General features: G+C 44.3%; 13 protein-coding genes. 2 read left to right on the plus strand and 11 right to left on the minus strand.

What is annotated here, in order from left to right:
• Window positions 1–107 precede the first annotated feature (107 nt).
• Window positions 108–1,646, plus strand: a complete 1,539-nt coding sequence (locus PGH26_RS08085; RefSeq protein ID WP_323690577.1) for an N-acetylmuramoyl-L-alanine amidase family protein — start codon at window positions 108–110, stop codon at window positions 1,644–1,646.
• A gap of 45 nt (window positions 1,647–1,691) precedes the next feature.
• Here the strand turns inward: PGH26_RS08085 and dtd are convergent, their stop codons facing one another.
• The 7 genes from dtd to PGH26_RS08120 form a co-directional block, all read right to left on the minus strand.
• Window positions 1,692–2,132, minus strand: a complete 441-nt coding sequence (gene dtd / locus PGH26_RS08090) for a D-aminoacyl-tRNA deacylase (RefSeq protein ID WP_323690578.1) — start codon at window positions 2,130–2,132, stop codon at window positions 1,692–1,694.
• Between the two features lie 17 nt (window positions 2,133–2,149).
• Window positions 2,150–4,348, minus strand: a complete 2,199-nt coding sequence (locus PGH26_RS08095) for a RelA/SpoT family protein (RefSeq protein WP_323690580.1) — start codon at window positions 4,346–4,348, stop codon at window positions 2,150–2,152.
• Between the two features lie 186 nt (window positions 4,349–4,534).
• Complete coding sequence (locus PGH26_RS08100) at window positions 4,535–5,047, minus strand: adenine phosphoribosyltransferase (protein ID WP_323690581.1); 513 nt, start codon at window positions 5,045–5,047, stop codon at window positions 4,535–4,537.
• On the minus strand, window positions 5,038–7,389 hold the full coding sequence (gene recJ, locus PGH26_RS08105; protein ID WP_323690582.1) for a single-stranded-DNA-specific exonuclease RecJ: 2,352 nt from the start codon (window positions 7,387–7,389) through the stop codon (window positions 5,038–5,040). Before recJ ends, PGH26_RS08100 begins: the two co-directional genes overlap by 10 nt.
• Window positions 7,390–7,494: 105 nt before the next feature.
• Complete coding sequence (locus tag PGH26_RS08110; RefSeq protein WP_323690583.1) at window positions 7,495–7,839, minus strand: LapA family protein; 345 nt, start codon at window positions 7,837–7,839, stop codon at window positions 7,495–7,497.
• Window positions 7,840–7,998: 159 nt separating this feature from the next.
• Window positions 7,999–10,275 carry a protein translocase subunit SecDF gene (gene secDF, locus PGH26_RS08115; protein ID WP_323690584.1) on the minus strand — a complete coding sequence of 759 codons (2,277 nt, stop codon included), beginning with the start codon at window positions 10,273–10,275 and terminating at the stop codon, window positions 7,999–8,001.
• A 117-nt stretch (window positions 10,276–10,392) separates the two neighbouring features.
• Entirely contained in the window at window positions 10,393–10,710 is a 318-nt protein-coding gene (locus tag PGH26_RS08120) for a post-transcriptional regulator (RefSeq protein ID WP_323690586.1), read from the minus strand.
• 100 nt (window positions 10,711–10,810) lie between these two features.
• On the opposite strand from PGH26_RS08120, the gene PGH26_RS08125 reads away from it, so the two are divergent.
• The gene (locus tag PGH26_RS08125) at window positions 10,811–12,331 is read left to right on the plus strand and encodes a putative polysaccharide biosynthesis protein (protein ID WP_323690587.1); all 1,521 of its coding nucleotides are present in this window, start codon (window positions 10,811–10,813) and stop codon (window positions 12,329–12,331) included.
• Here PGH26_RS08125 and PGH26_RS08130 read toward each other — a convergent pair.
• The 4 genes from PGH26_RS08130 to queA form a co-directional block, all read right to left on the minus strand.
• Window positions 12,322–12,963: a DUF421 domain-containing protein gene (locus PGH26_RS08130; protein ID WP_323693487.1), complete on the minus strand. Its 642-nt coding sequence runs from the start codon at window positions 12,961–12,963 to the stop codon at window positions 12,322–12,324. The two genes, PGH26_RS08125 and PGH26_RS08130, sit on opposite strands and share 10 nt — an antisense overlap.
• A 112-nt stretch (window positions 12,964–13,075) precedes the next feature.
• Window positions 13,076–13,351, minus strand: a complete 276-nt coding sequence (gene yajC, locus PGH26_RS08135; protein WP_323690588.1) for a preprotein translocase subunit YajC — start codon at window positions 13,349–13,351, stop codon at window positions 13,076–13,078.
• A 36-nt stretch (window positions 13,352–13,387) separates the two neighbouring features.
• Entirely contained in the window at window positions 13,388–14,527 is a 1,140-nt protein-coding gene (tgt, locus tag PGH26_RS08140; protein ID WP_323690589.1) for a tRNA guanosine(34) transglycosylase Tgt, read from the minus strand.
• The gene (gene queA / locus PGH26_RS08145) at window positions 14,515–15,579 is read right to left on the minus strand and encodes a tRNA preQ1(34) S-adenosylmethionine ribosyltransferase-isomerase QueA (RefSeq protein WP_323690590.1); all 1,065 of its coding nucleotides are present in this window, start codon (window positions 15,577–15,579) and stop codon (window positions 14,515–14,517) included. The genes tgt and queA overlap by 13 nt, the downstream gene beginning before the upstream one ends.
• Between the last annotated feature and the right edge of the window lie 7 nt (window positions 15,580–15,586).

The following is a 15,586-nucleotide window of genomic DNA, read 5'->3' on the forward strand; positions in this document are numbered from 1 at the left end:
CAGTTATCAATAATAGTACCATCTGGTGAAAATGTGTCAACCTTTTTCATTTCCTCTAGTCTTTTTCGACAATCTCTTTTACAATAATGAGAAAGGAGAGTGATCAAATGCCGAAACTGGCAAAACTAGTGGCCGCTGTCCTGTTGGTGTCATTTACGCTGTTGGACGTACGACCTGCTGTTGCTGATTCTTCAGGACAAACGGCAGTTGTCGATTCTCCGACACTAAATGTCCGTTCTGGACCGGGTCTCACCTATTCTTTAAAGGGGAAATTGAAGGATGGACAGAAAGTAAAGATCATCGACAAGTCAGATGATTGGTATCAAGTATCGATAAATGGTGAAACAGGATGGATAGCTTCTTGGCTAACCAAATCTGATGAGCAAGGTTCTAATGCAGACAAAACAATTGTCTCACGTGTTGATTCACTAAATATCCGTTCGTCTCCTTCGATCACTTCTGCAGCTATCGGAAAGTTACGTTCCGGTGATCTTGCACAACTCGTCGAATACCAAGGAGAATGGGCTTCGATCATCGTAGATGGGATGGAAGGCTGGGTTCACACGACATACATAACTGAAGTTGATTCGGATCATGTGCAAAACATATCAGAGACGGACAAACCTGCTGTTACGAACGCAAATACATTTACTGTAACTGTGAATAAATTGAATGTCCGAAAAAAACCCGATCAAACTTCAAAGAAAATCGGAACGGTAAGTAAGAATGACACATTCCCGATTCAGAAAATTGATGGCAATTGGGTTAAGATTTCATTGACAGGCAACCAATCAGGTTGGGTGTATTCGTTTCATGGTGAACTTTCAAGCAAAGCAGCAAGTACTTCAAGCAAAACGGATCAAACCGTATCAATTGTCACAAATGGAACTAATATTCGAGTGGAACCTGCAACCTCTTCAGAAGTTGCTCTGCGTGCGGACGCGGGTGATGTGTTCCAAGTAGTTGAAAAGAAAGAAAAATGGTATGAAATTCAACTGCCTGCTGGCGGTACTGCATATGTTGCTGAATGGGTTGTCAATTCTTCCGATACATCCAGCGCTTCCACAACTGCTGTTCCTGAAAAAAAGAAACGTGTACCGGGAACTTTGAAAGGGATCACCATCGCACTGGATCCCGGACATGGCGGGAATGATCGCGGCACGACAGGTACACGCGGCACCGATGAAAAGAATTTAACCTTACAAACAGCAGAGCTTTTAGCTGGTAAGTTGAAAGATGCAGGAGCGATCGTTGTCATGACACGAAACTCGGATACGTATGTGTCATTGCGGAAACGGACGTCCATAGCTCACCAGGAAGGTGCAGATGCGTTTGTCAGTCTGCATTATGACGCAAATCCAGATCGCTCGATTACTGGATTTACCACATATTATACGCAGTCTGCCCAACAACCGTTTGCTAAAGCTGTGAATGAAGGACTTTCTTCAACCATCGACTTAACGAATCGCGGAACTCAGCCGGCGAATTACTTAGTTCTTCGTGAAAACAGATTACCTGCAGTTCTCATTGAATTAGGATTCTTATCGAATTCATCTGAAGAACGTGTGCTGACAAGTTCTTACTTCCGGGAACAAGCATCTCAAGGTATTTATAAAGGATTACTTCATTACTTTGACGCACAATAAAAAAACGTCCGCAGCATGCCAATCATCTGGCTGCTGCGGACGTTTTTATTTGGATTCCACAATAATCGTCACAGGTCCGTCGTTCACAAGCGAAACATCCATCATTGCGCCGAACACGCCCGTTTCCACTGTTAGCCCATAACTGCGAAGCTGTTCGTTGAAATAATCGTAAAGCGGCTGAGCAGTTTCAGGTCTGGCAGCCTCGATAAAGCTCGGACGTCTCCCTTTCCGTGTATCCCCGTAAAGGGTAAATTGGGAAACCGACAGAATCGCTCCGCCCGTTTCGTCAATGGATCGGTTCATCTTCCCGTCCTCATCTTCGAACAATCGGAGACTCGCGATCTTCTTAGCCGTATACGCCGCGTCTTGATGCGTATCCGTATGCGTCAGCCCGACAAGAAGAACATACCCGTGATCGATGGCACCCGTTACGGTACCATCGACTGTGACGGATGCCTTCTTGGACCGTTGAAGCACAACTTTCATGTGAGGACACCTCTTTGTTAATTAATAATACGCTGAACGGAATATATGTCCCGGACTTGCTTGATTTTATCGACAATCCGTTGTAAATGCTGTAAATCCGTAATTTTGATAGACATACTGATGTGAGCAATTTTTACACGGTCCGCTTTACCGGAAACAGCCACAATTGGGGTTTTAGTATCCACTACAGCCATCATGACTTCGTTTAACAAGCCTTGCCGGTCATAACCCGTGATTTCAATATCGACCTGGAATTCCTTTTTAACGCTTTCAGTTCCGGAAACAGCCCAATTTACGTCAATTAAGCGGTCTTCTTGCTCTCCGTCTGCATGGATATTCGGACAGTCCACGCGGTGAACGGATACACCGCGGCCCTTTGTGATGAATCCAACAATCTCATCTCCCGGAACCGGATTACAGCATTTTGAGAGTCGGATGAGCAGGTTTTCCAGCCCTTTGACGACCACTCCGGATTCGGTCATTGGCTGGGTCGGCTGCGCTTTGATGTCAGAGACGATCCGGTCGATGGCATCCTTCTGTTCCCGCTCTTTACGGATTTTATCTGTCATCCGATTGACGACTTGCTGAGCGGTAATTCCGCCAGAGCCGATGGCTGCATACATGTCTTCTTCAGATGTAAAACTATATTTATCGATGACACGCCGTAAACTTTCTGGTGTAACTACTTCACGGAGGATAAATTCTTGCTGCTTCACTTCTTTTTCCAGCAGCTCTTTGCCACGATAAATATTCTCTTCACGCAGCTGCTTTTTAAAATACTGGCGGATTTTGTTGCGCGCTTGAGAAGTGTTCGCGATTTTTAACCAATCACGGCTTGGCCCAAACGACTGTTTAGACGTCAGCACTTCCACGATATCGCCGGTAAATAATTCAGTTTCAAGCGGCACCATTTTGCCATTCACTTTGGCACCGATTGTCCGGTTTCCGACTTCTGAGTGAACACGATAAGCAAAGTCGATTGGAATGGAGCCTTTCGGGAGTTCAATGACGTCTCCTTCAGGGGTAAATACATAGACCATGTCCGAGAATAAGTCGAATTTCAAGGACTCCATGAATTCTTCTGCATTCGAAGACTCATTTTGCATTTCTAATATTTCACGGAACCAGGTCAATTTCGAGTCGATGGTATCAGGATAAGAGGCAGTGATTCCCTCTTTATATGCCCAGTGGGCAGCGACTCCGAATTCAGCAATTTTGTGCATATCTTCCGTACGGATCTGCACTTCCAGCGGATCTCCCGCAGGACCGACAACAGTAGTATGCAAGGATTGGTACAAGTTCTGTTTTGGCATCGCAATATAGTCTTTAAAACGGCCTGGCATCGGTTTCCACAGTGTGTGAATGATGCCGAGGACGGCGTAGCAATCTTTAATGCTTTTGACGACGATCCGGACCGCAAGCAAGTCATATATTTCGTTGAATTCTTTTTTCTGTAAAATCATTTTCCGGTAAATGGAGTACAAATGCTTCGGACGGCCTGATAATTCAGCATGAATATCCATCGTTCCAATTTCAGTATTAATCTGTTCCATGACATTTTTCAAATAGTTTTCACGTTCAACACGCTTCTGTTTCATGAGGTTGACGATGCGGTAATATTGCTGAGGGTTTAAATAGCGAAGGGCAATGTCTTCGAGCTCCCATTTTATCGCAGATATTCCGAGCCGGTGCGCAAGCGGTGCAAAAATCTCAAGTGTCTCCGCAGAAATCCGACGTTGTTTTTCTTCTTTCACATACTTTAACGTCCTCATATTATGCAGACGGTCTGCCAATTTTATAAGAATGACCCGTATATCCTGTGCCATTGCGATAAACATTTTACGATGATTTTCTGCTTGTTTTTCTTCATTTGTTTTAAATTTCAGCTTTTCAAGTTTTGTAACGCCATCGACAAGCATCGCGACTTCTTCCCCGAAGTCCCGTACGATGTCTTCTCTGCCGATTTCTGTATCCTCTACAACGTCATGTAAAAAGCCTGCAGCCACTGTCGAAGGATCCATTTGTAGTTCTGCAAGAATTCCAGCTACTTGCACTGGATGGAGAATGTAAGGTTCTCCAGAACTTCTGAACTGACCTTCATGCGCTCTCTTTGCAGCTTCGTACGCTTTTTCGACAAATGCTACGTGTTCATTGTTCATATAGGAACCCACGAGTTCAAATATATCCTCTGCCGTTAAATCCTGATTTTTCGCCATTCTCTCACCTCTTTCAAGCAATTTCCGAAAAAATAAACATACCTCTATTGTATGGCGAAAATAGAAGATTTGTAAAGAAATGAATTCAATGAGTTTCGCTCACTGTGTCAAAAGCATGTCTATTCAAATTTTATTTCTACAAATAAATACAAAAACTCCCCCGCTAAATTGCGAAGGAGAGAGATATTAGTATTTCATTAGCGAAAGAACGTTATGGTTTTCCAGTTTTCTTCGGCCATCCAAGTAAGTGAGTTCGATTAAGAACGCACATCCGGCAACGACACCGCCAAGTTTTTCAACAAGTTCCACTGTTGCGCCAACTGTTCCGCCAGTAGCTAGAAGATCGTCTACCACAAGAACGCGCTGACCAGGTTTGATTGCATCTTTATGAATCGTTAACTGGTCAACACCATACTCTAAATCATAGTCGACCGCGATTGTTTCGCGAGGTAATTTTCCAGGTTTGCGGACCGGTGCAAAACCGATTTCAAGGGCATAAGCAACCGGACATCCAATGATGAATCCGCGTGCTTCAGGACCAACAATCAGTTCTGCGCCCATTTCTTTTGCGTATTCAACGATTTGATCCGTTGCATATTTGTAGGCTTCACCATTATCCATGATTGTTGTAATATCTTTAAAGCTAATCCCTTTTTTCGGATAATCGGGAACTACTGTTACGAATTGTTTCAAGTCCATACTGTTTCCTCCTTGACGGCTATCTCCTGATGCACCTTTTGAAACCATTGTTTCAGCTCCTGGTAAGGGGCATACAGCATCCGTTCTTCCATTTCAATCTGTCTCTTCCGTTCCTTGTAAGCAGGTGCTTCGGCAAGATCGCGTTTGCCTGCCGTTGGTTCGATTATAACAACACCATTCTCTATCTTAACAAATCCTAAATCAAAAAACACTTTCGACATGAAATAAATCGTGTCTAATTTCCAACCTTTGTGTTTTGCAAGCTGCTCTGCTTGTTTATCCAAATCGAACGTACCCCGTTTTTTCAAGAAGCTGAAGTACCATCCGAACTCTTTACGATCCGGAATACCGTCAAAATAACGCGAGTCCGGTGCATAGAAGTGAGCATATATTCTGCCAGGATTGTATTCACTCAGTAATGACTCAAGCTGTTCCTGCTGTTCAGGCATATCGAGTAACACAATGTGTTCAATGGCCGGATCTGCCTGCCGTTCATCATATAAAACGATGTCGCTGCCTTGTAGAATCGGGAGGAAGTGCGCTTTCGTTTGCGGCTGGAATGCAATATAAAGTGCATTGTCCTTCGGAATTGTGTGAATCCAGCGAAGCGGATCCCGAATTCCCCTTAAGTCGAATACTTGCCGCTCATCAGAACGGATATCTTGAAGGAGAATTTGCGGCTTTTTAAAATTATTCCACTCATTCACTTGCAAGTCCCCTGTCACCATCAGCGACATGCCGTGTGTCATTTCATCTGCAAGTTCACCGGATCCGAAACTGATGGCATCCAGTTTACTTGCCCCATCTTCCAGCTCAAGTTTCAAATGATTTTTGGCAGCGCCGATTTTTCTAATGGACCCGACTGTGATCTGTTCAATCATATACATCGGTTTCGGGAATGCCATTCCAAATGGACGCAGCTGTTCCAAAGATTCCAATACGTCCACTTCAATTTCATCGATTGTCAGAGGAACGTCAATTTGAACAGTAGCGATAAGTTGTTCATCTGTTAATACTTGAATCGCCTGCTCGTTAAGACGATCACGTAACGCCTCGACATCTGATAGGGCAAGTGTCATCCCGGCAGCCATTGCGTGGCCGCCGAAATGCGGAAGCAGTTCTTTGTTTTTTGACAGTTCCTGATACAGGTCAAATCCTTCGATACTGCGTGCAGATCCTTTCGCTGTTTCTGCGGCAGGGTCAATGGCTAATACAATGGACGGCCTATGGAACCTCTCCGTTAATCGAGAAGCAACGATTCCGATGACGCCTGGATTCCATCCTTCTTTCGCAAGAACAAACACATGCGGAATAGTTGAGCCGTATTGTTCTTCAATCATGGTGAGCGCTTCTTCTGTAATCCCATTGACGAGTGCTTGACGCTCTTTGTTAAGGCGATCCAGCTCGTTTGCAATTCCTGTTGCGACTGCACTATCCTCTGCTTTTAATAGTTCGACAGCAGGATCTGCATCCCCTAAACGGCCGGGTGCATTCAGACGCGGTCCAACCATGAAACCAAGTGTCTCTTCTGTAAATTGACGCTGCTCAGTTCCGCCGATTTTAGCAAGCGCTTGAATTCCCGGACGGCTTGACATGCGAAGCCGGCGAATGCCTTCTTTCACGAAGAACCGGTTTTCATCCAAAAGCGGTACGAGGTCAGCGACTGTGCCGATTGCTGCAAATTCGAGCAAGTCGAGGGGGGCATCACCCAGGAGTGCAGTCGCTAACTTAAACGCAACTCCCACCCCTGCAAGCTCTCCAAACGGGTAGTTCCCTTCTGGATGTCTTGGATGAATGACAGCATCAGCCTGAGGCAGCGAATCACCAATTTCATGGTGATCGGTAATGATAATATCGAGTCCGATCGATTTCGCAAATGCGGTCTGTTCTATACCTGATACACCGTTATCCACTGTAATGATAAGTGATGCGCCAAGATCCGATATTTCTTGGAACAGCTCACTGTTCGGACCGTAGCCGTGTTCAAATCGATTCGGAATGATAAAGGATACATCCGCCCCAATTCTTTCTAATGCAGTTGTCAGGACCGAAACACTAGTTACCCCATCCGCATCGTAGTCGCCATAAACAACAATATGCTCGTGGTTCTCGACAGCTTTTCGGATGATGGCGACGGCTTTGTCCATGTCATACAAGAGAAACGGATCGTGCAGAACGGCTGCATCCGTCTTTAGAAACGCTTTGACAGCTGATGGATCTTGAAATCCTCGTGATGCCAAAATTTTTGCATGGAGCGAAGGCAAGTTCAATTCTGTCATTAGTTTTTCAACTGCAGATTCGTCTGGTCTATGTACTTTCCAATTCTTGTTTGATTTAATCAACGATATCACTTCCTCATAAGCATTATACCGGTTGCAGATGATTACTTAAAGGATTCTAGCCGAAAGAAAACGTCCTACGCGTTTTAGCGAGGACGTCCGCTGATATCATTTTTTAGCATCGTATTCATCATTCATGACTTCGTTTGCTAATTGAGGGGATTTTGCGAGCATGGCAATTTCGTTTTGCTGGTTTGCGATAATCCCTTCTTTTTCGGTAACCAGTTTTTGCAGCATTTTAACTTGCCTTCTTGTCTTGACAGATCGGAAAACAGTAAACAAACCGCTAGCGACAGCCCCTAGTAATGCTGAACCGACTATGACTAGAACAAGCGGCCAGCGCGCTTCTCCAAATCCATAATTAACTGGGACTTTATCAACATTGAAAACAGCAAACACTGCGATAATGAGCGCAAATAATAGTCCGAATAATAACATCCATTGCGATTTCATCTAGAATTCCTCCTTAAAAAAAGATGATTGCTGTAAAGCTTCTCTTCGAACTTCAAATGTTTTCGTCTGCCAATATCGCGGCAGCAATGAAGAACAGCGGGTAAAGCGTAAAAAACAGGTATACCTGAGTATACCTGTTAGTGGAATCCTTGAAACGTATTAAACGACGGGTTCGTCTGATCCCCATTGTTTCTTTTCTTTCGTTGTTTTGAGCTTGCCATGCTTCTTGATTTCACGCTTTTTCAGGTCGAACCAGATTTGTGCGGAAATGTAGATTGATGAATACGTACCTGCGATTAGACCGATCAGCAATGCGATTGAGAATGGTCGGATCGCTTCTGCACCCAATGCAATCAGTGCAACGACGACAATCAGTACGGTCAATACTGTATTCACAGAACGGCCAAGCGTTTGACGCAGTGACTTATTGATAATATTCGCCAAGTCATCTTCGTTATCCAAGTGTCCAACCTTATGAAGATTTTCACGAATCCGGTCAAACGTGACAATGGTGTCGTTAATAGAATAACCGACAATCGTCAGTACTGCCGCGATAAACGTGATATCCACTTCCAGTCGCAAGATACTGAAGATCGCAATCATGAAGAACGCATCATGCAGGAGACCTAGAATCGCTGCTACACCCATCCGCCATTCGAAACGGAATGCGACATAGATAATGATTCCGATTGCTGCATAGATCAATGCAAAGATTGCATTTTTCGCTAATTCTTTACCGACTTTATCCGATACTGTAGAAATATTCGGTTCAGAACCATATTTTTCAGCAACTTGTGTTTTGATGTCACTGACTTGTTCTTGACTGAACTCATTCTTGAATCGGGCAACACCTATATTACTTTCGTCGCCAGAGATCACGATATCATCCGTAGGATAACCGATATCTTCCAAATACGTGCTGATTTCGTCTTTCGTCAGTGCACTCTCTGAAAGAATTTCTGCACGTGTACCACTGGAGAAGTCAATACCCAGGTTCAATTTGAAGATTCCTAAGATAATCGCTCCTGCAATCAGCAATACGATTGAAAGCGTGTAGAATCGCTTACGGCTGTGAACAAAGTCGAATCGGTCAAACTTCGTCGTCAATTCCAGCGTATCTACGTTCTCTTCTGCAGGATGAACGCGTTTCGGAGAAATTCCGAACCAGCTCGTCTTCCCGTCAAACATTCCACTGTGAACGAGCAATCCGAGAAGCAGACGCGCTCCCCATACCGCAGTGATAAAGCTGACCGCGATACTGATGATAAGCATTGTCGCAAAACCTTTAACTGAACTTGTCCCGAATATGAACAATACAATCGCTGCAAGGAGTGTCGTAATGTTTGCATCTAAAATTGCCGTGAATGATTCTTTCGCACCGCGAGAGAATGCGGTTTTAATGGAACTGCCCACGCGCAATTCTTCTTTGATCCGCTCATAGGTCAGGATATTGGCATCGACGGCCATACCTACACCGAGCAGCAGCGCCGCAATACCCGGAAGCGTCAGCACACCGTTAATAAGTGTGAAGACAACCATGATTAAGAAAATGTAAACAGACAATGTAATGACTGCCACAAGTCCTGGAAGACGGTAGTACACGAGCATGAATAGGAAGATTAACGAAACACCAATAATACCAGCAGTAATCGTTTTATTAAGTGCTTGTTCTCCGAATTGTGCTCCGACAGAAGTTGAGTACACCTCTTGAAGATGAACCGGCAATGCACCTGCGTTCAAAATACCCGCAAGATCTTTTGTCTCATCGACTGTGAAACTGCCGGAAATTTCTACGTTGGATGAATTGATCGTTTGACGTACAGATGGTGCTGAAATGAAACGCGGGTCAGGCTTTTTCATTTCTTCTTTGTACGAATCTTTACCTTCTTCAAAGTCCAGCCAAATGACCATCACGTTTTCAGGTGCTTTTGCAGCAACTTCAGAAGTTACTTGTGCAAACTTTGACGGGTCTTTCATCTCGAGTGTAACGACAGGATTGCCGCCTTCACCGAAGTTCGCTTTCGCTTTACCTGCTTTTAAATCATCTCCGTCAAGCAGCAATTTATCATCCGCATCACGGAAAGTTAAATTTGCTTGTGTGGATAAAAGCTCACGTGCTTTCTTCTGGTCATCTACACCAGCAAGTTGAACGCGGATTCGATTGTTGGATTCAATCTGAATACTTGGTTCACTGACACCGAGAACGTCAATTCGGTTACGAAGCGCTTTCGCAGTATCGGCAACGACGTCTTCTGTGATTTTTTGATTGTTAGATCCTGATTTCAACGGCTGCACTTCATACAAGACTTCAAATCCGCCCTGCAAGTCCAAGCCTAGCTTTACATTCTTCAAAATTGGGTTCGCTGTACTGCCAATCGTTGCTGCAAAAATCACTAGCAACAATAAGAAGGCGACCAGCCGTCCTCTTTTCTTCATGATCCATTTTCCCCCTCTATATGTGAAGCGGTGTTACTTTGGTATGTACGAAAGAAACATCAACACAACAATTATGAGACAGTGAGCTCCTTGTGTCAAATGCTAATCCGACACAACCTAATTTTCTGAATTCTTTTTTGGGGAGAGTAATAATTGCAGCTCTTCGCTATTTAAATCTGAAAACCAATCAGATCCCCGCTGTTCTTCAATTTGTGTGTATGTCATGTATTCTGCCGGTGTAAGTTCCATGACATCATTAATGAGCACATACGTCCTCATTTCACTGATATTCCGCTTCCGCCACTTTTTCTGGACACAGTATTTCCAAATGTCTGCTTCCGTCACGGTTGTATAGCCGTAAAAGTGAAATTCATTCATCTTACTTTCAATTGCAGGGCGGACATGGTCAAACAATTGCTCATACTTGTTATCCACTCACGTTCATCCCTTCTTTAATAGAGAGTTGTAAATGTACATGTTTCCGCATACTAGTAGTGTATATGAATTGGTTGGACTTGAGAAGGAGTTGTTTTCATTGTCGTCATTTATTCGGGGTACTGTAATTTTAATGATTGCCGTTTTCATGACAAAACTACTTGGATTTGTTTATCGGATTCAGTTTATGCGAGTTGCCGGCGAAGAAGCGGTCGGCATTTATATGACCGCTTTTCCCGCTTTCATCTTCTTTTTATCACTCGTTCAGCTTGGGGTCCCCATCGCTATTGCGAAAGTGATTGCTGAACTGAAAGCAAAAGGTGAGACAGCCCGTTTCTCACAAGTAATGCGCACATCGACATTCATCACCTTGTGTACGGGATTCATCTTTATTCCTTTATCAGTATTATTCATCCCGTTTTTATCGGGTACGCTGCTTGGTAATTCTGCCACTTCCATAACGCTATATGTAGGGGTTGCCATCATACCAATCGCTGCAATCGGCGGGATGGTGCGGGGGTTCTTTCAAGGAATTGCACGGTTGGAAGAAACCGCTTGGTCACAAATCATTGAACAATTCATCCGGATTATTTTAATTACTTGGCTGCTTCCTTATTTCTTAGTAGAAGGGAATGCCCCACTGAATGCCGCGATCGCGATGGCGATTACACTCCTAGCTGAAGCAGGCTCGGTATTCTATTTATGGTTGAAGTACAAAAAACACAAAAAAAATAACCCTGTCGCGCGCGACAGGGATGGGCAGTACCCGCTAAAACCATTGCTTTCTGTTGCCTTGCCTTCATCTGGAAGCCGCTTATTCGGAACGTTTACATGGTTTTTAGAACCCATCATCTTTTTAAGGGCACTTGCTGTATCCGGAATAACGGCTGCAGCCGCCACGTCCCTTTATGGAGTCATCTCTGGAGTGCTTATTCCACTGCTGCTGTTCCCGTCGTTTATCTCTTACGCACTCTCAGTAGTCCTTGTACCCGCAGTAAGCGGCGCATCTGCTTCAGGCAATATTAGCAAGCTCCAGGAGCGGATTCACTTATCTCTTCGGCTTTCGGCATTGACCGGAGCCTTTGCAGCTGCAGTGTTCTTCATTCATGGTAAAGAAATGGCGGAAGCACTTTTCCACATTACTAAAGGTGCATCCTATATGACCATTCTTGCACCTATCTTTTTCTTTTACTACATTCAAGGGCCACTGTTTTCCATCTTGCAAGCAACAAATGAAGCCAAAGCGGCCATGATGAACTCCGTGTATGGCGGAATTGCCAAGCTGGTTGTCATGTTTGTACTTGCTTCACAGCCCGGCCTTCAAGAAACTGGAGCGATCCTCGCAATTGGATTCGGTGTTTTAATCACTTCGTTCCTACATATCGCAACACTAAGGAAAAATAGAAAAACCGATACCGGATTTACGATGTTTGCGCTTCCTTACGCGTCATTCATCATGACTGCAGTCATGCGTCCGATTTTTTTCCCGATCGGCAACTACGGTCTTTGGGTAGAATGCGGAATTACTGCAATCTTCCTCGCAGTTGTTCTATTTTTCACAGGTCAGTTACAGCGAAGCGATCTTCGCCATTTCAAAAAACTTTTTGCCCGTTACAAATAAGCTTGTTTAAGTTGAACGATAAGTTCCTCGTCTTCATAGGAACAGTAGAAGACCTGCTTCGGATCTTCAATCCCTTTTTTACGAAGTTCCTGCAGCAGCCATTCTTCCGTTTTGTCATGGATTGACAAATGCCGCACGTCAATATCTCCATCTGAAATAAAAGGAAGAACCGGTGCCGTTTCTCCGTATTTGAATACTGATAAATTGCCGGATGGCTCTAGATACGCATAAGCGACTTCGAAAACTGAACCGATTTGCTGTTCACGTAATTGCTGAAGCAAATCATCTAAATTATAGCGCTGTTTTCGCATCTCTTCTTCTAATATTTTACCGTCTTGGATAATGACGGTTGTGTCCCCATCAACGATGTTGCGAAACTTTTTGTTTTTCAATGAAACAAAAGATGAAACGAGCTGAATGATCAGCAGAACGAGCATTGGAAGGATTGCGTTAATAAGTTTCGAATCCGGTGAATCCAGAGCAAATGCTGCGACTTCAGCGATAATGACAAATACAACGATGTCAATAACACCCAGTTCACCGACTTCTCTTTTCCCCATTACTCTTAAAATGATGACTATGAGCACATACATCAGTATTGTGCGAAAACCAATAATCATTAAATCATGCATGCCGACACCTTCCTTATCGGTCACAGCATGCCCACAAACTCATTTGATTAAACGGATTTTCCGCATAAAAACAGACCTGCCATAGCCATGGCAGGTCCTAACAATTTCAGTATTAAATCGCGGTTGAGCTATCTGTAACTCGACCGACAGCTTGACGATCAAATTGCATGACAGCACCATCTGCAGTTTTCAAAAATACAGAAGTTTCGTCTACTGCGTCAATTGTCCCGTGTAATCCTCCGATTGTCACGACACTATCTCCACGCTTCAAGCTTGTCTGCATTTCTTTTGTTTGCTTTTGGCGTTTTTGTGCCGGTCGAATCAGCAAGAACCACATAATTGCGATCATCGCTACGAACGGCAGCAAGTTCACTAAAGTTGCACTCATCTAAAATCCCCCCCTACTTTGACTAGTATACAAGAATTAAAAGTTTTTTGCATTTGGTTTGTTGAAACCATATTGTTCGAAAAACTCTTCACGGAAATCGCCGAGACGATCATTCCGGATTGCATCTCGTACTTGCTCCATTAAATTAAGCAAAAAGTACAAGTTATGATATGACGCGAGACGCAGACCAAAAGTTTCGTTGCACTTTATTAAATGACGCACGTATGCACGACTATAGTTTTTGCATGTATGGCAATCGCAATTTTCATCGATTGGACCGAAGTCTCGTTCATACTTTGCGTTTTTAATGACTACGCGTCCGTTGCTCGTCATTAAAGTTCCATTACGGGCAATACGAGTCGGCAGCACACAGTCAAACATATCTACACCGCGGATAGCACCGTCGATTAGAGAGTCTGGTGACCCAACCCCCATTAAGTAACGCGGTTTGTCAGCAGGCAGCAAAGGCGTCGTGAATTCAAGAACACGGTTCATAATATCTTTCGGTTCCCCGACTGAGAGTCCGCCGATAGCGTAACCCGGGAAGTCGAGTGACGTCAGGTCCTTTGCACTCTGTTTACGCAATTCTTCAAATTCCCCGCCTTGGATAATTCCGAACAATCCTTGATCATTCGGGCGCTGATGCGCATTGAGACACCGTTCTGCCCAGCGGGAAGTACGTTCAACACTTGCTTTCATATACTCATAGGTTGCCGGGAAAGGCGGACATTCGTCAAATGCCATCATAATATCCGAACCGAGTGCGTTTTGAATGTCCATCGCCTTTTCAGGACTGAGGAAAAGCTTACTTCCGTTCAAATGATGTCTGAAGTGAACGCCTTCCTCTTCGATTTTACGCATATCACTTAGCGAGAATACTTGGAAACCGCCTGAATCCGTTAGAATCGGACGATCCCAGTTCATGAATTTGTGAAGTCCGCCCGCTTCACGGATAATTTCGTGTCCTGGACGGAGCCACAAATGATACGTATTGCTTAAAATAATACCTGCGCCCATCTGCTTCAAATCTTCAGGTGACATCGTTTTTACAGTTGCCATCGTTCCCACTGGCATGAATGCTGGTGTTTCGAAAGAGCCGTGGGGTGTATGGACAATTCCTAAACGCGCTCCTGTTTGTTTACATGTTTTAATATGCTCGTACGTTACTGCTGGCATGAGTCATTCTCCTTTTTTCTTGACGGTCGGATGAACATTGCATCTCCAAAACTGAAGAACCGGTATTCTTCCTCAATCGCCTGGTGATAAGCATTTAAAATATATTCCCGAGTGGATAGGGCAGAGACAAGCATCACTAATGTAGATTTAGGCAAATGGAAATTTGTGATGAGTCCATCTACTGCTTTAAACTCATATCCCGGGAAAATGAAAATCGATGTCCAGCCTGAACCTGCAACAATTTTGCCATCATGTTCACTGGCAATGGTTTCAAGCGTACGAGTGGAAGTGGTACCGACTGCAATTACGCGTCCGCCTGCTTCTTTCGTCTGGTTAATCGCAGCTGCTGTATGCTCGGTTACTTGATAATATTCCGCATGCATTTCGTGATCCTCAATGGAATCGACGCTGACAGGACGGAATGTTCCAAGACCAACATGCAGGGTGATGAATTCCACGCCGACACCTTTAGCCCGAAGTTCATCTAAAATTTCTTCTGTGAAATGCAATCCTGCCGTAGGAGCTGCTGCAGAACCTCGCTCTTTTGCAAATACAGTTTGGTAACGTGATTGATCATCCAAAGATTCCGTAATATACGGAGGCAGCGGCATTTTACCAAGCGCATCCAGTAATTCGTAAAAAATACCTTCATACGTAAACTTGAATGTGCGTCCGCCTTGATCAGCTACGCCGATACATTCCGCAGTCAACCGCCCGTCCCCGAACGTAATAATCGTTCCTGGCTTCACTCGTTTCGCAGGCTTGACGAGCGTTTCCCATTCATTGTCACCGGTTTCTTTCAGCAACAGCATTTCAATTGAAGCACCCGTCTCTTCTTTCACACCGATCAGACGTGCCGGCAATACTTTCGTGTCATTCAGCACAAGCATATCGCCTGCTTCTAGTTCATCTGTAATTGCACGAAAGTGTTTATGAGCAACTACTCCTGTTTCACTATTCAACACCAGCATCCTGCTTGCAGTTCGATCCGCAAGCGGAGTCTGAGCGATCAGTTTCTGTGGTAAGTCAAAGTCAAAATCATGTACATCCATTTCATTT

The organism is Sporosarcina jeotgali (assembly GCF_033304595.1).
Lineage (GTDB): Bacteria > Bacillota > Bacilli > Bacillales_A > Planococcaceae > Sporosarcina > Sporosarcina jeotgali.

What these genes read in the sequence shown, in the direction of transcription:
- PGH26_RS08085 (WP_323690577.1), top strand. Translation starts at nt 108, where the DNA reads ATGCCGAAACTGGCAAAACTAGTGGCCGCTGTCCTGTTGGTGTCATTT.
- dtd (WP_323690578.1), bottom strand. Translation starts at nt 2,132, where the DNA reads ATGAAAGTTGTGCTTCAACGGTCCAAGAAGGCATCCGTCACAGTCGAT.
- PGH26_RS08095 (WP_323690580.1), bottom strand. Translation starts at nt 4,348, where the DNA reads ATGGCGAAAAATCAGGATTTAACGGCAGAGGATATATTTGAACTCGTG.
- PGH26_RS08100 (WP_323690581.1), bottom strand. Translation starts at nt 5,047, where the DNA reads ATGGACTTGAAACAATTCGTAACAGTAGTTCCCGATTATCCGAAAAAA.
- PGH26_RS08110 (WP_323690583.1), bottom strand. Translation starts at nt 7,839, where the DNA reads ATGAAATCGCAATGGATGTTATTATTCGGACTATTATTTGCGCTCATT.
- secDF (WP_323690584.1), bottom strand. Translation starts at nt 10,275, where the DNA reads ATGAAGAAAAGAGGACGGCTGGTCGCCTTCTTATTGTTGCTAGTGATT.
- PGH26_RS08130 (WP_323693487.1), bottom strand. Translation starts at nt 12,963, where the DNA reads ATGCATGATTTAATGATTATTGGTTTTCGCACAATACTGATGTATGTG.
- yajC (WP_323690588.1), bottom strand. Translation starts at nt 13,351, where the DNA reads ATGAGTGCAACTTTAGTGAACTTGCTGCCGTTCGTAGCGATGATCGCA.
- tgt (WP_323690589.1), bottom strand. Translation starts at nt 14,527, where the DNA reads ATGCCAGCAGTAACGTACGAGCATATTAAAACATGTAAACAAACAGGA.
- queA (WP_323690590.1), bottom strand. Translation starts at nt 15,579, where the DNA reads ATGGATGTACATGATTTTGACTTTGACTTACCACAGAAACTGATCGCT.